The following is a 17,517-nucleotide window of genomic DNA, read 5'->3' on the forward strand; positions in this document are numbered from 1 at the left end:
ATAGCGTCAAGTATTAGCACCAGGTAATAAGAATAGCTGCTAGGTTTGGCGCTGATTATGAAAGGCTCTGTGCAATTGGCGGAGCCGCGATCTACTCAAGGAGGCGATTGCCCCATGACTATCGGACAAACATCCAGGCATCAACAGCTCGGACTGACGGATCATCAAGTCATCGAGATGTACACATACATGCTGCAGGCGCGCATGTTCGACGAGCGCTGCTTTTTGCTCCAGCGGTCCGGTAAAATTGCGTTTCACGTGTCGGGCATCGGACAGGAAACAGCTCAGGTCGCAGCGGCTTACGCGTTGGAGAAGGGAACGGATTACTTTCTACCGTATTACCGCGACTACGGCTTCGTGCTGACGGTCGGCATGACGCTGCGCGAGCTGCTGTTGTCCGTTTTTCTCAAGGCGGAGGACCCGAACAGCGGCGGACGCCAGCTTCCGGGGCATTTCGGCTCCAAGCGGCTGAACATTGTGACCGGCTCCAGCCCGGTGACGACGCAGGTGCCGCATGCGGTCGGCTTTGCGCTCGGCGCCAAGCTGCAGCGCAAGCCGTTTGTATCGTTTGTCACGTTTGGCGACGGCTCCAGCAACCAGGGCGATTTCCACGAGGGCTGCAACTTTGCGGGCGTACACAAGCTGCCGGTGATTTTCATGTGCGAAAATAACCAGTATGCGATCTCGGTGCCGCTCCACAAGCAGACGGCGGGCAGCATCGCAGAGCGCGCAGTCGGCTACGGCTTTCCCGGCATCAAGGTGGACGGGCGCGATGCGCTGGAGGTGTACCGCGTCGTGAAGGAAGCGCGGGAGCGCGCGCTGCGCGGCGAAGGGCCGACGCTCATTGAAGCGGATATGTACCGGATTCCTCCGCACTCCACCTCGGACAACGATCTGCTGTACCGGACGAAGGAGGAGGTCGAGGCGAACCGCGCGATCGACGGCATCCCGCGCCTGCGCAGCTATTTGATCGACTGCGGCATCTGGTCGGAGGAGCAGGATGCCGAGCTGGCCGCGCGGATCAAGCAGGAGCTGTCGGAAGCGACCGCTTATGCGGAGCAGGCGCCGCATCCGGTGCCGGAGGATACGCTGCTGCATGTATACGGGAATCAGGGAGGGCTGGCGTAATGGCGGTTATCACGTATCTGGAGGCGATCCGCACCGCGATGCGGGACGAGATGGAGCGCGACGAGCGGGTATTCGTGCTGGGCGAGGATGTCGGCAAGGGCGGCGTGCTGAACGCCACCAAGGGGCTGCGCGACCAGTTCGGCGAGGAGCGGGTCATGGATACGCCGCTCGCTGAGTCGGCGATTGCCGGCGTGGCGATCGGCGCGGCGATGTACGGCTTGCGGCCTGTAGCGGAAATGCAATACGCCGATTTCATGCTGCCTGCGACAAATCAGATCATTAGCGAGGCGTCGCTCATCCGCTACCGCTCCAACAACGATTGGAACTGCCCCGTCGTTATCCGCGCGCCTTACGGGGCGACCGGGGGCGGAGCACTGTACCATTCCCAATGTCCGGAAGGCATTTTTTTCGGCATTCCGGGGCTGAAAATTGTAGCGCCCTCCAATCCGTACGATGCGAAGGGGCTGCTCCGGGCAGCGATCCGCGATGAAGATCCGGTCTTATACTTTGAACATAAAAAATGTTATCTTGGCGTAACCGGCGAAGTTCCGGACGAAGATTATATCGTGCCGATCGGCAAAGCGGCGCTGAGGCGCGAGGGCACGGATATTACCGTCATCTCCTACGGCATTACGGTGCAATATGCGCTGCAGGCTGCCGAGGAGCTGGCGGCGGAGGGCATCAGCGCGCATGTGCTGGACCTGCGTACGCTGCAGCCGCTGGACAAGGAAGCTGTGCTGGCCGCCGCCGCCAAAACGGGCAAGGTGCTGATCGTCCATGAGGCGAACAAAACCGGCGGCGTCGGCGGAGAAATTTCCGCACTGATCGCGGAGGAAATGCTGTTTGAGCTGGACGCGCCGATTATGCGTCTGTGCGGGCCGGATACGCCGGCGGTCGGCATGAACCCGGTGATGGAGAAGTTTTTCCTGTTGAACACGGATAAAATCAAGGAAGCGATGCGCAAGCTCGCTTTATTTTAGAACAATCGCATCGCAGCCTGACGCGGCTACATAAGGCGGCCCGGCTTGTGCAGGACAAGAAGCAGCCGCCGATGCTTTGGGGAGGAATCGTCCGATGAGCGACAGCATACAAGGAACTGAGGTCAAGGTTCCGCATTTGGCTGAAAGTCTGGTTTCGGCCACAATCGGCAAGTGGCTCAAGAAGCCGGGAGACTATATTGAGCAATATGATGTATTATGTGAGCTGATTACGGAAAAAATTACCGTGGAAATGCCGTCTCCGATTGAGGGCACGCTCGTTGCGCTGCTTGCGGCAGACGGCGAGACGGCGGCGGTCGGCCAGGCGATTTGTCTGATCGCCGAGCCGGGCGCGGCGCAGCAAGCATCAGGCGGCAGCGCGGCGGCAAGCGGCGTGCTTGGCGGCGGCGCGAGCCCGGCGACAGGCGCAGCCGTCGCCGGGCAGTCGCTGGCGGGGGCTGGCGGCTCGCCAGTCGCAGCCAGCCGGCCTGCCGTCCAACCGGCAGGCAGCGCCGGGACGTCCGGCCAGCCGATGGGCGGACGGTATTCGCCTGCGGTGCTCAAGCTTGCGGCGGAGCACCGGATTGATCTCGCCCAGGTGCCGGGCACCGGACTGGGCGGACGTATTACCCGCAAAGACGTCGAAGCCTTTGCGGCGGGCGGCGGCGCGCAGCGGGCGGCTATGGCTGCGGCGGACGCCAATCGGACAGCCTCGCAGGCGGCGGCTGACGCAGGGGTATTTATGACGAACCCGCCGAAAATGCCGGTTCGCTCCAGCGGCCTGCATTTGTCGGAAAGCCCGGCCTTGCCGAATATTGAGGTCGAAGGGCAGCAGCTCGCCGGACGCGGGGAATACCTCGTCGATGTGACGCCGATCCGCAATGCGATTGCAAGCAAGATGAAGCAGAGCAAATCGGAAATTCCGCATGCGTGGACGATGATCGAGGTGGATGTGACCAATCTCGTGATGCTGCGCAACAAGCTCAAGGGCGAATTTATGCGCGAGGAAGGCATCAACCTGACGTATTTGGCGTTTCTGCTCAAGGCGGTCGTCAATGCGATCAAGGATTACCCGATTATGAATTCCGTCTGGGCGACTGACAAAATTATCGTGAAGCGCGATATCAACATTTCGCTGGCGGTCGGCACGGAGGATTTCCTCGTTACGCCGGTCATCAAGAAGGCGGACCAGCTGAACATCGCCGGACTGGCGCGGGAGATCGACGGCTTGACCCGCCGGGCGCGGACAGGCAAGCTGACGCTCGACGAAATGCAGGGCGGTACGTTTACGGTCAACAATACCGGCTCGTTCGGGTCGATTTTGTCGTATCCGGTCATCAACTACCCGCAAGCGGCGATTTTGTCGTTTGAGTCGATCGTCAAGCGCCCGGTCGTCATTCAGGATATGATCGCGGTCCGTTCGATGGTTAACTTGTGTCTGTCGCTGGATCACCGCATTCTCGACGGCATTGTATGCGGCCGCTTTCTGCAGCGGGTCAAGGAAAACCTGGAAGGCTACAACCAGGAAACGAAGCTTTATTAAGAGCATGACAAATAACCCCACCAGGCGGTGGGGCTTTTGTATCGAAGCCGTCGGCGCTGCTTGGCGCAGGCGGCTTACATAAAGCTGCTGACCGTCAGGAGCACGGTGGACAACACCATGGTGACGAGTGTAACGTAAACGATGATTTTAAACAAAAGCTTGTTTTGCACAAGTAGTCAGCTCCTTATATGGCACATCCGTATAGGTCTATATTAACTCAATTCAGGTCTGGGAGGAAAGTCCATGATCCAGGAAAAGCGTTTGGTTGACGAATTTTTGGAGCTTGTCCAAATTGATAGCGAGACGAAATATGAGCAGGAAATCAGCGCCGTGCTGAAGCAGAAGTTTACGTCCTACGGGCTGACGGTGACGGAGGATGATTCCGCAGCCAAGACGGGACACGGCTCGAACAATTTGTTTTTTACGCTGCCAGCGACGATCAAGTCGGGCAAGCCGGCGCCCAAGCTGTTTTTTACGTCCCATATGGATACGGTCACGCCGGGCAAAGGCATCAAGCCGCAAATCGGCGAGGACGGCTACATCCGCAGCGACGGCACGACGATTCTCGGCAGCGATGACAAGGCCGGACTAGCCGCCATGCTGGAGACGATCCGTGTGCTGAAGGAGACCGGCGTCGAGCACGGGCAAATTCAATTTGCGATCACGGCTGGCGAGGAGTCCGGTCTGAAAGGGTCGCGGGCGATGGATGCGTCTCATATGGATGCGGACTTCGGCTATGCGCTTGATTCCAACGGCGCCATCGGCGATATCGCGGTCGCTGCGCCGACCCAGGCGAAGCTGCAGATTACGTTCTGGGGTCGTTCCGCCCATGCAGGCGTGAATCCGGAGGATGGCATCAGCGCCATTACAGTAGCCAGCAAGGCGATTGCGCGGATGCCGCTCGGCCGGGTCGATAAAGAGACGACGGCCAACATCGGCCGGTTCGAAGGCGGCGTGGACGGCGCAACGAACATCGTGGTCGAGCGGGTCAGACTTGAAGGCGAAGCCCGCAGCTTGACGCAAGAGCGGATGGATCAGCAGGTGGAAAGCATGCGTCAGGCTTGCCAAAGCGTCGCGGATGAGATGGGGGCCAGGCTGGAGTTTATCAGCGAGACAATTTACCCGGCCTATATGTACGACGAGACGGCGCCGGTCGTCAAGCTGGCGATGAAAGCCTTGTCGAGCGTCGGCTGCACGCCGCGTACGTTCCATTCCGGCGGCGGCAGCGACGCCAATATGTTTAACGGCTTCGGTATTCCGACGGTTAACCTGGCGGTCGGCTATCTGGACATTCATACGACGAAGGAACGGATTGCGATTGCGGACCTCGTAAAAACGACGGAAGCGGTCGTGGCGATTGTGAAACAGGTAGCCCAGGACGCGCAGGACGCTTAATCGGTCGAGCCGCATGAAAAAAGACGATTGTTCAGCTCCTGAACAGTCGTCTTTTTTCGCAGCCTGCTGGCTAGCGCGGAAGGCGTCAAACGCGCCAAGCCAAGTGCTTGCGCTTATATCTCTCGGTCTAGGCGGCTATCAGCTTTGCCGGACGCTGCTGCGCGCCAGACCAAGCGAGATGTACAGCTTCGCCCAACGCTTTACCGACTTTTGCCGGCGAATGTGCTGCGGCTTCACCAACTGCTCGTTCAAATAATCATGGAGCTTCATCTGTGGATCGGTTTGACCGGCAGCTTTCTGCAAGTAACGACGAATTTCCCACCCTTTTCCAACTAAGCGCATTTGACGATCGGCAGCATAAACTTTCATCAACCATTCACCCGGCTTTCATAGATTTATAATCCAAGCTATGCGAGGGTTCCGGCGATTATGTCTGGATGCTTTGACCCGAAGGTCATCTTTGGAGTACAGTGGAGCTAAGCTATGCTGTTCATTACCCTTCACCGAAAGAGAGGAATCCACCTTGTCATCACAGCCGCAAAAAAAGTTTGAAGAAGTGACGTTGTCGACGAAGCCGATTTTTACAGGCAAAATCATTACGCTGCAGGTCGATACGGTGCAGCTGCCGAACGGGGCGGAGGCGACCCGTGAAATTGTCAAGCATCCCGGAGCCGTAGCGGTGCTTGCGTTGACCCCTGACAACCGGATGATCGTCGTTGAGCAGTACCGCAAGCCGCTGGAGAAAAGCCAGATTGAAATTCCCGCAGGCAAGCTGGATGCCGGGGAGGACCCGCTGGAAGCGGCCCGGCGCGAGCTGGTGGAGGAAACCGGCTACACGGCAGGCTCGATCCGTCATGTCGCTTCCTTCTATACGTCGCCGGGCTTTGCCGACGAACTGCTTCATCTGTATGTGGCCGAGGACCTGGCAGCCGGGGATGCGAAGCCGGACGAGGATGAGTTTCTGGAGGCGTGGGGCATTACGCTGGATGAAGCGAAAGCGTTGATCCGCGAGCAGCGGATCAGCGATGCGAAGACGATACTGGCGGTCTACGCCTGGAGCTTGTACCAGTTGACCGGCTCGTTCGACTAACATGAGCCTGCACGCTTATTACGCCGACCTGCATATTCATATCGGGCGCACCGAGGCGGGAGAATCGGTCAAAATCAGCGCGGCCAATAATTTGACCTTTTATCAAATCGCCAGGGAAGCCTCCGAGCGCAAGGGCATGGATATGGTCGGCATTATTGACTGCCATTCGCCGGGCGTGCAGCGCGACATGCTGCATTTTCTCGACACGGGCGAGATGGAGGAGCTGGCGGGCGGCGGCATCCGCTACGGCCAGACGACGGTGCTGCTCGGATGCGAGCTGGAGGTGCGTGATCCGGGGCTGCGCCCTGCGCACCTGCTGGCGTATTTTCCCGCGCTCAGCGATATGCTGGCGTTCACGGATTGGCTGCGGCTGCATATGAAAAACGTGCAACTCAGCTCGCAGCGGCTGTACGTGCCCGCCCGGGAGCTGCAGCAGGAGGTCATCGGACGGGGAGGTCTGCTCATTCCTGCGCATATTTTCACCCCGCATAAAAGCGTCTACGGCAGCTGCTGCGACCGGATGTCCGAGCTGCTTGATCCTGCCGGAATTGCTGCTGTGGAGCTTGGCCTAAGCGCCGACTCGGAGATGGCGGGGCTGATTCCGGAGCTTGACAGCTACACGTTTCTGACGAACTCGGACGCTCATTCGCTGCCCAAGATCGGCCGTGAATACAACAAGCTGCAGCTGGCGGAGCCGAACTTCGCCGAGTTCCGCCGGGCGCTGGCCGGGGAAGAGGGCCGGCAGGTGCTGGCCAATTACGGGCTGAATCCCCGATTGGGCAAATACCATCGCACGTATTGCGCGACCTGCGAGTCCATCGCCAGCGAGCAGGACGCTTCCGTTGTCGAGCGCTGTCTGTATTGCGGCGGCAGTAAGCTTGTGCGCGGCGTGATGGATCGAATCCGGTCGATTGCAGGCCGCGAGCATCCGGTCGTGCCGGCGAGCCGGCCGCCGTATGTGTACCAGGTGCCGCTTGAGTTTATCCCCGGACTCGGGCCCAAGCTGCTGGACAAGCTGCTGCAGCGCTTCGGCACCGAGATGAATTTGCTGCATCGCGCCAGCTTTGCCGAGCTGGCTGAGGCGGCGGGCGAGCCGATTGCCCGCTATGTGCTGGAAGCCCGCCAAGGCACGCTGGAGCTGCAAACTGGCGGCGGGGGGAAGTACGGCAAGGTCGGCCGCCGCGGCTGACGGACGGGACGCGCATAGGCCAGGCAGCTTGCTTGCCTGGAGGCTTGGCATCCGGCTGCGCGCCAATCTGTCGCTTGGATGAGTGCGCAGCCGGATGCCAAGCAGCACGGGCTAAGCAGCAGCAAACAGCACGGGCTAAGCAGGAAAGGTCAAGTTGCAAACAGCAAGCCATACAGCAAGCAGAACTTCCGCTCCTCGTTTCCCATGCACGCCAATTTACCTCCCGGTCTAAATGCTTGCTTGTCCGCATAGGTTGTACTAACCGGACAAGGGAGGCTTGACCGCATGGGGCATAACCGATCGCTGGAGCAGTACTGGAAGGAGCATGTGTCGCTGTATATTTTTATCGGCGTGATCTTTGTGACGGGCGTGGTGTTCGGGGCTGTGATGGTCGGCGCGTTGTCGCTGGAGCAGAAGCAGGAGCTTACCCGGTACTTGAGCAACTTTTTCTCCATCGTGGATCAGGGGCAGCTGAGCGGCGATACGTCGGCTTCCTTTCGCGAGACGCTGGCTCTTCATATGAAATGGGTGCTGCTGATTTGGCTGCTGGGCATGTCGGTGATCGGCCTGCCGCTCATTCTGATTCTCGATTTTCTCAAGGGCGTGCTGATCGGATTTTCGGTGGGCTATATGGCCGGGACGTTGTCCTGGAAAGGGTTACTGTTTGCGCTTGTGTCCATCGTGCCGCAAAATTTGGTCGTAATTCCCGTCGTGATCGTCTGTAGTGTAACGGCGGTGGCGTTTACGCTGCATCTGGTGAAAAACCGGCTGTTCAGTAAAAAAGGCGAGCTGTTCGAGCCGCTGATGCGTTTCTCCGGGGTGACGCTTGCTTCCGGCGTATTGCTTGTCGGCGTATCGCTGTTTGAGGCGCATATCTCCCCGGCGATGATGAAGTGGGTAACGCCGATGCTGGTCGCGCTGGGGGCCGCGTAAAAGGTTTGACTTTCTTCCATTTTCTCTCCTATAATGGTAGCATGACGTTACTTTCGCGAATCCGCGCCGTAAAGAGGCAGCCTAAGCGGATTGATGGCAGCCGTATAGGGGGAGGAGCATGGAATCTCGCATTGAGAAAATCAAACAACAACTGCAATCGCAGGGCTATAAGCTTACACCCCAACGTGAAGCAACCGTTCGGGTGTTGTTGGAGAATGAAGAAGACCATCTGAGTGCCGAGGATGTCTTCATGCTGGTGAAGGACAAAGCGCCTGAGATCGGTCTGGCTACGGTGTACCGAACGCTGGAGCTGCTCAGTGAGCTGCATGTTGTAGAGAAAATGAATTTCGGAGACGGCGTTGCCCGTTACGATCTTCGCAATGACAACAGCCATCATCACCATCATCATCTGATCTGCGTTCAGTGCGGCGCTGTGGATGAGATTATGGATGACTGGCTTGGCGAGCTGGAGGAACGGCTGGAACGGGAATACGGCTTCCATGTGCTCGATCACCGTCTCGACTTCCAGGGCATCTGCCACCGCTGCCGCGAGAAAAACAAAACGTAAATGAGGAAACCTTCGGCTTTGCCCAGCGGCGAGTAGGAGGTTTTTTGCATTGCCTTTCATGAATTCGGGCGATTCGGCAAAACCTAAATGCAAGCATAGGATGTAAGCGGGAGGCGAATGACAGATGATCATCGGAATTCCGAAGGAAATTAAAAATAACGAAAACCGGATTGCCTTGACCCCGGGCGGCACAGCGATGCTCACCGCAGCCGGTCACGAGGTGCTGGTCGAAGCCGGGGCCGGAGCAGGCAGCGGCTTTCTCGATGAAGACTACGCCAAGGAAGGCGCGCAGCTGGCAGCGGATGCAGCGGACGTATGGGCCAGGGCGGAGCTGATTATGAAGGTGAAGGAGCCGCTCGCCGCCGAATACGGGTATTTTCGCGAAGGGCTGACGTTATTCACCTATCTGCATCTCGCCGCCGAGCCGCTGCTGGCCGAGGCGCTCGTCCGCAGCCGCATGACCTCGATTGCTTACGAGACGATTCAGCTTCCCGGCGGCGGACTGCCGCTGCTCACGCCGATGAGCGAGGTAGCCGGACGAATGTCCGTACAGGTCGGGGCCCAGTTTCTGGAGCAGTTTTATGGGGGGCGCGGTATTTTGCTCGGCGGTGTGCCGGGGGTTCCCCCCGCGGACGTCATTATTCTCGGCGGCGGCATTGTCGGCACGAACGCGGCCAAAATCGCGCTGGGTATGGGCGCCAATGTTGTCGTCATCGAGCGGAACGCCGAGCGGCTTCGTTACCTTGACGATGTATTCCACGGACGGCTGCGCACGCTGATGTCGAATCCGTATAATATTGCCAATGCGGTGCAGAAGGCCGATCTGCTGATCGGCGCTGTGCTGATCCCCGGCGCGAAGGCGCCCAAGCTGGTGACGGAGGAAATGGTCAAGTCGATGAAGCCTGGCGCGGTCATTGTCGATGTGGCGGTTGATCAGGGCGGCTCGATTGAAACGGTCGACCGGGTCACGACGCATAGCGAGCCGACCTATGAGAAGCATGGCGTCATCCATTATGCGGTCGCCAACATGCCGGGGGCCGTGCCGCGCACCTCGACGCTGGCGCTGACCAACGTGACGATCTCGTATGCGCTGGAGCTGGCGGGCAAGGGCGTGACGCGGGCGCTGTATGGCAATGGGCCGCTCAAGCTGGGCGTCAATACGTACCAGGGACAGGTGACCCATGCCGCTGTAGCCGAGGCGCTGGGTCTGCCTTATATGGGACTCGACTCGCTGCTGCCGATCAGCTGATCAACCGGACAGACAACCTGCCGTCATAGTTGGCCGGGACAGGTCATAAGCTACTTAATAGAAGCGGAGTGGCGGCGAAGTCACGGGCTGCCGCTTCGCTGTTCAGGGATGGATGGCTGCAAGGGGCTGCCGCAAAACGGATTGCCCGCCGCACTGCAGGTCCGTACCGGAAGGAGCTGGCTTGTGATGATTATTCATATCCGTACCGGAAGATGGCTGGCGCGTCTCCGGTTTGCCCTGCTGTTTATGGTGTGTACATTTGCCTTGTACCATCTGCTGATCGTACTGGCTTCGCTGGTGGAGCCGGTCGAGCGGTACAAGGAGCCGAATGGCCGGGCCGTGAAAGTATTTCAGCATGAATCGGCCGTCGTAGCCAATCCGCATGGAATGGGGGACCGGCTGCGGCTATTTTACTGGATCGGCGAGTGAGGCTGGCAAGCCCGATTTTTTGAGATTATTCCCGAATTTCAGTGTTCGCTGGCAGGAATCGCCGGTTGCGTGTGGAATTAAGACAAGGACCGCTTTTGTCAGCACACAAAGGGGATTCCGTTCAATGAGAGAGGACTTGCAAGCTTTTGTTACATTTTTGTCGGAGGAGCGCGGGCTGGCGGCCAACACGCTTGATTCGTACGAGCGCGACCTGCTGCAGTATCTGGACTATCTGGAGAGGTCAGGCATCGGGTCCTGGGGCGAAACAGGCAAAACAAGCATTGCCGGTTACTTGCTGATCCTCAAGCAGAAGGGCCGGGCCACGGCGACCTTGACTCGCACCGTTATTTCGATTCGCGGCTTCTACCAATTTATGGTTCGCATGCGGCGGATCGAGCAAGATCCGTCGATACATATGGAGATTCCCAAGCTGGAGAAACGGGTGCCGCAGGTGCTGACCGTACAGGAGGTCGGCAGGCTGCTGGAAGCGCCGGAGATCGCGTCCCCTCACGGGTTTCGCGACAAGGTTATGCTGGAGCTGCTGTACGCCACAGGTATTCGCGTATCGGAGCTGATCTCGCTGGATGCGGACAGCGTAAATCCCGAGATGGGCTTTATACGCTGCTCCAGCAAAGGCAAGGAGCGAATTGTGCCGCTCGGTCAGATCGCATCCGGCTTCGTCCAGACGTATCTGGAGTCGGTCCGGCCGCGCCTGTTGAAGCAGGACAAGGAGGAGTCCGCGTTGTTCGTCAGCCATATCGGCAGCCGAATGACGCGTCAGGGCTTCTGGAAAATTATGAAGCGCTACGCCCGCGAGTCGGGCATTGAGCAGGAAATTACGCCGCATACGATGCGGCATTCGTTCGCCGCGCATCTGATCGAGAACGGCGCTGATTTGCGCTCGGTGCAGGAAATGCTCGGCCATGCGGACATTTCGTCCACTCAGATTTATATGCAGCTGAACCGCAGCAAGATGAAAGACGTGTATGACCAGGCGCACCCGCGCGCCCGGATGAAATCTTGATCCGTCAATGCCCGTTCCCGGTGTCCGAGGAACGGGTTTCTTGTCGGTTAGGGCGGAGCCAGGTTTTCATTTTTGTTAGCGATTTCCTGAATTTGTCTGTTGCGCGCTTTGCAAAAGCGCGGTGGTTTTGCGATAATAGCCGTAGGCTTGACAAGAAGCTAGGAGGTTCTGCTTGTGACATTCCAACGAATTTGTGTAATCGTGCTGGATAGCGTCGGCATCGGCGAGCTTCCGGACGCGCCGCGCTTCGGCGATACGGGCGCTCACACGCTGGGCCATATTGCCGAGCGGGTTCCCGCGCTCAAGCTGCCCCATCTGCAGCAGCTTGGACTTGGCAATATTGCGCCGCTGCAAGGCATCGGGCCTGCGGGCAAGCCGCAGGGCAGCTTCGGGAAAATGGCCGAAGTCTCGGTAGGCAAAGATACGATGACAGGTCATTGGGAAATTATGGGTCTTAAAGTCGAAATTCCATTTAACGTCTTTCCGGACGGGTTTCCCCCGGAGCTGATCGAGCGCTTCGAGCAGGAGACGGGCCGCAAGGTGATCGGCAACAAGCCGGCCTCCGGCACCGAGATTTTGGATGAGCTGGGCGAGGAACAGATGCGCACCGGAGCCTGGATTGTATATACGTCGGCGGACAGCGTGTTTCAGCTTGCCGCGCACGAGGAAATCATCCCGCTGGACGAGCTGTACCGGGCCTGCGAGATTGCCCGGCGGCTGACGCTGGAGGACCCGTATGCGGTAGGGCGGGTTATCGCCCGTCCGTACATAGGACAACCGGGAGCGTTCAAGCGGACGCCGAACCGGCATGATTATGCGGTGAAGCCGCCGGAGGCTACGGTCATGAACCGGCTCAAGGAGGCGGGGCTGGATTGTATCGCTATCGGTAAAATCGGCGATATTTATTCCGGCGAAGGCGTAACCGTCAGCACGCCGACAAAAAGCAACCTGGACGGGATCGAGCGGACCGTGGCGGCGTTGAAGCAGCCGTTTCACGGACTGCTGTTTACCAACCTCGTCGATTTCGACTCCTTGTACGGCCATCGCCGCGATCCGGAGGGCTACGCAGGGGCGCTGAATGAATTTGACGCGTGGCTGCCCCGGCTGATGGAGCAGATCGGCGAAGATGATCTGCTTATTTTGACCGCGGATCACGGCAATGATCCGATTCATGCGGGCACTGACCATACGCGGGAATATGTGCCGCTGCTGGCTTACAGTCCGTCGCTGCGCGAGCCGGGCGCGCTCGGCATCCGCAATACGTTCGCCGATATTGGCGCGACGATTGCGGACAATTTTGGCGTGCCGTCCACGGGGAATGGAACAAGCTTCCTGGCCGAGCTGCATGCGGACACAGACAAAATACAAGCCTAACGTAGGCGTTAAAGTTGGAAGGGAGACGAGACAAAATGGAGCAAGGTACATTATTGCAGGACATTAAGCAGGCAGCGGAATTTATCCGCGGAAAATACCCGGTGAAGCCGGAAATTGCACTTATACTTGGCTCAGGGCTCGGCATTTTGGCTGAGCTGGTCGAAAATGCGGTTACAATTCCTTATGAAGAGATTCCGAACTTCCCGGTGTCCACGGTGGAAGGACATGCCGGCGAATTGCTGCTTGGCACCGTCGGCGGCCGCCACGTGCTGTTGATGAAGGGCCGTTTTCATATGTATGAAGGCTATGGGGTCGACGTTGTTTCGTTCCCGGTTCGGGTGATGAAGGAGTTGGGCGTCGAGAAGCTGCTTGTCACCAATGCAGCAGGCGGCGTTAACACCGGCTATGAGCCGGGCGATCTGATGGTGATCCGCGATCATATCAACTTCACCTTCCGCAACCCGTTGATCGGACCGAACTTTGGCGAGCTGGGCGTCCGCTTCCCGGATATGTCGGAGGCGTACAGCCGCCGCCTTCGTGAAGTCGCGCACCGTGTTGCGGCGGAGCAGGGCTTGAAGCTGCAAGAGGGCGTTTATCTGGGGCTGCTCGGACCTTCCTACGAAACACCGGCGGAAATTCGGATGATTCGTGCGCTTGGCGGTGATGCAGTCGGCATGTCCACCGTTTCCGAGGTGCTGGTGGCGCGTCACGCAGGCATCGAAGTGCTGGGCTTCTCCTGCATCAGCAATATGGCGGCAGGGATTCTCGATCAGCCGTTGTCGCACGAAGAAGTCATTGAAACAACGGATCGCGTGAAGCAAACCTTCTTGAAGCTGATTGTAGGCATTATTCCGGCTATGTGATTTCCGCTCGGCGATATCGACAATTCGACTACGAAGGGAACGATAAACATGAGCATGGAGCATAATTACGTTCAGCATATCCAGGAGGCGGCGCAGTGGATCAGCGACCAGATCGGTCGGCGTCCGCTGCAGCTCGGTCTCGTATTGGGTTCGGGACTCGGCGATCTGGCGTACCAGGTAGAGCATCCGGTGACGATCCCCTACGACCGGGTGCCGCATTTTCCGGTGTCCACCGTGGAGGGACATGCCGGGCAATTTGTCATCGGCGAGCTGGAAGGCAAGTCGGTCATTGTGATGCAGGGCCGGTTTCATTATTATGAAGGCTATTCGATGAAAAAAGTCGTGTTCCCGATCTATGTCATGAAGCAGCTCGGCGTGCAGTCGCTGATCATTACCAACGCCGCCGGCGGTATGAATCCGGACTTTGCGGCCGGCGACCTGATGCTGATCGAGGATCATCTCAATATGACCGGCGACAACCCGCTGATCGGTCTGCACCATCCGGAGCTGGGCGTCCGTTTCCCGGATATGTCGCAGGCGTACACACGCAGCTACCGCGAGCTGGCGAAGTCGATTGCGCTGCAAATGGGCGAGGAGCGCGGCGAGCCGGTGCGCGTGCAGGCGGGCGTCTATGCGGGCATTACAGGCCCGAACTACTTGCCTCCGGCCGAGCTGACCATGCTCGCCAAGCTGGGCGGCGACGCGATCGGCATGTCTACCGTCGGGGAAGTCATTGCCGCAAGCCATGCCGGGCTGAAGGTGCTTGGCATGTCCTGCATCACCGATATGGCGATTGGCGAGGAGCTGGAGCCGTTGACGCATGAGCAGGTGGTAGCGGTGGCGAACCGCACGAAGCCTGTGTTTATCGAGCTGGTTAAGCGATTTGTGGCGCAGGTTGAGGTACAGGGATAAAGCAGCGGCAGCATAAATTGGATATAGACACGACGACTACTTTCGTTCGATTGAAAAATCGGGAGGAAGTAGTCTTTTTTTGTTGAAATTTCCGGTCTGAGAGCCATGTGAGTTTCATGCTGATTTCATAGTTGAACGCTATAATGAGCTCATCTCATCAACAAGTACGCTTGTGAGAAAGGAAAATAGGTATGAAACCACTTATGAAATCCAAGCTTATGAAATGGGGGCTCGGCGCAGGCTGCACCTTAACCGTCGGACTGGCTTTGAATAACCTACAGTCGAATGATGTCTTTGCCCTTGCACATAGCAAAGCGCTGGCCAAGGATGCCGGACAAAGCCAAGCGGCAGCTACACCGACACAGGACCCGGTACAGCAGGAATACCAGCAGTTCCGCCAAAGAACGTCAGAGACTCGCGGGGAGCAGCGAAGCCGGGCGGGAGGGCGCGGACAAGGCCGGATCAGCGGCGGACAAGAGGGAGGCGCCGGCACCCGAAATGAGGGCAGCCTGGCTCCGTCGGCGCCACAAGCGACCGCGCCGCAGGCAAGCTCGCCGTCCAAGCCAAGCACGCGGACCAGACAGTCATGATGAGCATGGCGCGCGAATCCTATCTCATCGAACGCTTCCAGGCGATGAATACCGAGGTCGAAGCGATTCTGGAGGCAGCGGACGGCGGCGCAGCGGAGGCGGCAGACTGGTTTTCCTTCGCGGAGCAGACCTTCAGCCGATTCCGCGAGGACAGCGAGCTTTCCCGGCTTAACGGGTCCGCCGGCCAACCCTTCTTTGTTTCCAGGACGATGCTGGAGGTACTGCTGCTGGTTGACCACTATCGTACCGAGACAGAAGGCGTGTTTGAGCCCTTCATCCTGCCTGCGCTGGAGCGGGCAGGATACAACGTCAGCTTTGAACGGCTGAACACGGCGCAGACTGCGAATGAAGTTCGGATGAAGCAACCGGCGCAGGCGCAGGTACAGGTACAGGCGTTTTCACGCTGGACGCTCGATCCCTCTATGGGCGTCGTGCGCCTTCCGGCAGAAGCGCGTCTGGATCTTGGCGGCATCGTCAAAGGCTGGGCGGTAGATCGGCTGGCCGGTTGGTTGAAGGGCAGCGGCATATCCGCTGGCTTGATCAATGCCGGGGGCGATCTGTCGTGCTGGGGCGGCACGCCGGACAGCCCATGGACCGTGGAGGTGGATGATCCGCGCCAGGCCGGGGGCTTGCTGGCAGAGCTCCGGCTATCGTCGGGTGCCGCGGCTACTTCAAGCGTGCTGGGTCGCCGGTGGCGCACAGCCGCCGGGGCAGGTCACCATCTCATTGACCCTCGTACCCGACAGCCAGCCGAGAGTGATACGCTGCAATGTACGGTCGCCGGTCCTTCGGCGGTCGCCAGCGAAATTTATGCCAAGACGCTCTGCATTCTGGGAACGAAGCAAGGGCTTGACTGGTGGAGACGACGAGCTTCCGATGCCTATCAGGCGCTGCTCGTCACACATGACGGACAGACGCATTTCTTCGGCTCGGATCAGCCGCAGATCAGGCAATGGGCCGGTCTCCGTCCGGATCGGATCGTACAATAATGGATGGCGACAAGAGGAGGCTTTATAAATGACGACATTACTGTTAAACCTGCCGACGTGGTGGATGATCCGGATCGGCGGCTTTGTTTCCTACACCTGCTTATTCGTTGGCGTAGCTCTCGGTTTACTTTACAGTATGCCTTTGTTCAAAGGGGCCCAGAAGGCGCGTATATACCGCTGGCATGCATGGATGACAAACGGAGGGCTTCTGGTCGGACTTCTGCACGGCCTTTTACTGATGATCGACACCTACATGCCGTTCGACTGGAAGCAGCTGCTGGTGCCGTTTGCCGCGCAGAAGGAGCCGTTCTGGACCGGCCTCGGAACGCTGGCTCTCTACGGATTGGCGCTCATTCTTATTACGACTGATTTCAAGCCGTATATGCCGGCGCGTTTATGGCGTTATATCCATCTGCTGGCTTATCCGGTGTTTGTGGCGGCAATGCTTCATGGTATAGGATCAGGCTCGGACAGCCATTATTCAGGGATTCAAGCCTTTTATGCGATTAGTTGTGCTATTATAGTGGTATTGACTGTAATTCGGATTTATATGGCGGTGAGGCAGACGGGAGGACAAGCAAGGCATGCACATTCTGCTGGTCGAGGACGACGAAAAACTGGGGATGCTGGTGCATTACAAGCTGGATCGGCTGTTCCACAGCGTGGACTGGGTACAGGACGGGGAAACGGCTGAGGCCTACATGCGCCGCGGCGGTTACGACTTATATATTCTGGACTGGATGGTTCCCGGCAAAAGCGGCCTCGATCTGTGCCTGGAGCTGCGGGAGCGCGGAGACCTGACACCGGTGCTCATGCTGACGGCCAGGGATGCGGTGCCCGACCGGGTGGCGGGCTTGCGGGCAGGGGCTGACGATTACTTGATCAAGCCCTTCGCCTTTGAAGAGCTGGATGCGCGCATTCATGCGCTCAGCAGACGCCCGCCGGAATGGACCGGCGATGAATTAAGGCTAAGCGATACGCTGCTGCTGAACCGTACCACGCATGAAGTGGCGCGCAGCGGAGGACCGGTCACGCTGACGCGACGCGAGTTTCAGCTGCTGGCGTTTCTGCTGCAGCACAGCGGTCAGGTCATCTCCCGTGAGCAGCTGATGGACAAGGTATGGGGGCTTGATGCAGAAGTCACCCCCAATGCCGTGGACGCCACCGTCAGGCTGCTGCGAAAAAAAATCGACGATCCTTACCCGAACAAAATTATTCACAGTGTACGCGGACTCGGATACCGGCTTTCGTTGGAGGAATAAGC

Annotated in this window: 20 protein-coding genes; 18 read left to right on the plus strand and 2 right to left on the minus strand. The window is 58.5% G+C overall.

What is annotated here, in order from left to right:
* The first annotated feature begins 114 nt into the window (after positions 1-114).
* From AC6ROY_RS08040 to AC6ROY_RS08050, 3 genes are all read left to right on the plus strand, one after another.
* On the plus strand, positions 115-1,128 hold the full coding sequence (locus AC6ROY_RS08040) for a thiamine pyrophosphate-dependent dehydrogenase E1 component subunit alpha (RefSeq protein ID WP_500099697.1): 1,014 nt from the start codon (positions 115-117) through the stop codon (positions 1,126-1,128).
* Positions 1,128-2,108: an alpha-ketoacid dehydrogenase subunit beta gene (locus tag AC6ROY_RS08045; protein ID WP_500099698.1), complete on the plus strand. Its 981-nt coding sequence runs from the start codon at positions 1,128-1,130 to the stop codon at positions 2,106-2,108. Before AC6ROY_RS08040 ends, AC6ROY_RS08045 begins: the two co-directional genes overlap by 1 nt.
* Before the next feature lie 94 nt (positions 2,109-2,202).
* A complete protein-coding gene (locus tag AC6ROY_RS08050) occupies positions 2,203-3,648 on the plus strand; it encodes a dihydrolipoamide acetyltransferase family protein (protein WP_500099700.1) in 1,446 nt (481 codons plus the stop codon).
* A 74-nt stretch (positions 3,649-3,722) separates the two neighbouring features.
* Here the strand turns inward: AC6ROY_RS08050 and prli42 are convergent, their stop codons facing one another.
* A complete protein-coding gene (prli42, locus tag AC6ROY_RS08055) occupies positions 3,723-3,818 on the minus strand; it encodes a stressosome-associated protein Prli42 (RefSeq protein ID WP_500099701.1) in 96 nt (31 codons plus the stop codon).
* Positions 3,819-3,891: 73 nt separating this feature from the next.
* Between prli42 and AC6ROY_RS08060 the strand changes: the two genes are divergently transcribed.
* The gene (locus AC6ROY_RS08060; RefSeq protein WP_500099702.1) at positions 3,892-5,043 is read left to right on the plus strand and encodes a M20/M25/M40 family metallo-hydrolase; all 1,152 of its coding nucleotides are present in this window, start codon (positions 3,892-3,894) and stop codon (positions 5,041-5,043) included.
* 138 nt (positions 5,044-5,181) lie between these two features.
* On the opposite strand, the gene mciZ is transcribed toward AC6ROY_RS08060, so the two are convergent.
* Positions 5,182-5,412 (minus strand): Z-ring formation inhibitor MciZ, encoded by a 231-nt coding sequence (mciZ, locus tag AC6ROY_RS08065; RefSeq protein WP_500099703.1) that lies wholly within the window; start codon positions 5,410-5,412, stop codon positions 5,182-5,184.
* Between the two features lie 154 nt (positions 5,413-5,566).
* Between mciZ and AC6ROY_RS08070 the strand changes: the two genes are divergently transcribed.
* The 14 genes from AC6ROY_RS08070 (at position 5,567) to AC6ROY_RS08135 (ending at position 17,515) form a co-directional block, all read left to right on the plus strand.
* Positions 5,567-6,133, plus strand: a complete 567-nt coding sequence (locus AC6ROY_RS08070) for an NUDIX hydrolase (RefSeq protein WP_500099705.1) — start codon at positions 5,567-5,569, stop codon at positions 6,131-6,133.
* Between the two features lies 1 nt (position 6,134).
* The gene (locus AC6ROY_RS08075) at positions 6,135-7,322 is read left to right on the plus strand and encodes an endonuclease Q family protein (RefSeq protein ID WP_500099706.1); all 1,188 of its coding nucleotides are present in this window, start codon (positions 6,135-6,137) and stop codon (positions 7,320-7,322) included.
* A gap of 285 nt (positions 7,323-7,607) precedes the next feature.
* Positions 7,608-8,255: a stage II sporulation protein M gene (gene spoIIM, locus AC6ROY_RS08080; protein WP_500099707.1), complete on the plus strand. Its 648-nt coding sequence runs from the start codon at positions 7,608-7,610 to the stop codon at positions 8,253-8,255.
* Positions 8,256-8,373: 118 nt separating this feature from the next.
* Positions 8,374-8,823 (plus strand): ferric iron uptake transcriptional regulator, encoded by a 450-nt coding sequence (gene fur / locus AC6ROY_RS08085; protein WP_500099708.1) that lies wholly within the window; start codon positions 8,374-8,376, stop codon positions 8,821-8,823.
* Positions 8,824-8,947: 124 nt separating this feature from the next.
* Positions 8,948-10,072 carry an alanine dehydrogenase gene (ald, locus tag AC6ROY_RS08090; RefSeq protein WP_500099709.1) on the plus strand — a complete coding sequence of 375 codons (1,125 nt, stop codon included), beginning with the start codon at positions 8,948-8,950 and terminating at the stop codon, positions 10,070-10,072.
* A gap of 186 nt (positions 10,073-10,258) precedes the next feature.
* Positions 10,259-10,501, plus strand: coding sequence for a DUF4227 family protein (locus AC6ROY_RS08095; RefSeq protein ID WP_500099710.1), 243 nt, complete (start codon positions 10,259-10,261; stop codon positions 10,499-10,501).
* A 124-nt stretch (positions 10,502-10,625) separates the two neighbouring features.
* A complete protein-coding gene (gene xerD, locus AC6ROY_RS08100) occupies positions 10,626-11,525 on the plus strand; it encodes a site-specific tyrosine recombinase XerD (RefSeq protein WP_500099711.1) in 900 nt (299 codons plus the stop codon).
* A gap of 174 nt (positions 11,526-11,699) precedes the next feature.
* The gene (deoB, locus tag AC6ROY_RS08105; protein ID WP_500099712.1) at positions 11,700-12,899 is read left to right on the plus strand and encodes a phosphopentomutase; all 1,200 of its coding nucleotides are present in this window, start codon (positions 11,700-11,702) and stop codon (positions 12,897-12,899) included.
* Between the two features lie 35 nt (positions 12,900-12,934).
* Positions 12,935-13,762 (plus strand): purine-nucleoside phosphorylase, encoded by an 828-nt coding sequence (locus AC6ROY_RS08110; protein WP_500099713.1) that lies wholly within the window; start codon positions 12,935-12,937, stop codon positions 13,760-13,762.
* A gap of 54 nt (positions 13,763-13,816) precedes the next feature.
* Complete coding sequence (locus AC6ROY_RS08115; RefSeq protein ID WP_500099879.1) at positions 13,817-14,674, plus strand: purine-nucleoside phosphorylase; 858 nt, start codon at positions 13,817-13,819, stop codon at positions 14,672-14,674.
* Between the two features lie 191 nt (positions 14,675-14,865).
* A complete protein-coding gene (locus AC6ROY_RS08120; protein WP_500099714.1) occupies positions 14,866-15,264 on the plus strand; it encodes a hypothetical protein in 399 nt (132 codons plus the stop codon).
* Complete coding sequence (locus AC6ROY_RS08125) at positions 15,261-16,253, plus strand: FAD:protein FMN transferase (protein WP_500099715.1); 993 nt, start codon at positions 15,261-15,263, stop codon at positions 16,251-16,253. The genes AC6ROY_RS08120 and AC6ROY_RS08125 overlap by 4 nt, the downstream gene beginning before the upstream one ends.
* Positions 16,254-16,281: 28 nt before the next feature.
* Positions 16,282-16,947 (plus strand): ferric reductase-like transmembrane domain-containing protein, encoded by a 666-nt coding sequence (locus tag AC6ROY_RS08130; RefSeq protein WP_500099716.1) that lies wholly within the window; start codon positions 16,282-16,284, stop codon positions 16,945-16,947.
* Positions 16,838-17,515, plus strand: coding sequence for a response regulator transcription factor (locus AC6ROY_RS08135; RefSeq protein WP_500099717.1), 678 nt, complete (start codon positions 16,838-16,840; stop codon positions 17,513-17,515). Before AC6ROY_RS08130 ends, AC6ROY_RS08135 begins: the two co-directional genes overlap by 110 nt.
* Positions 17,516-17,517 lie beyond the last annotated feature (2 nt).

The organism is Paenibacillus sp. sg306046 (genome assembly GCF_059821225.1).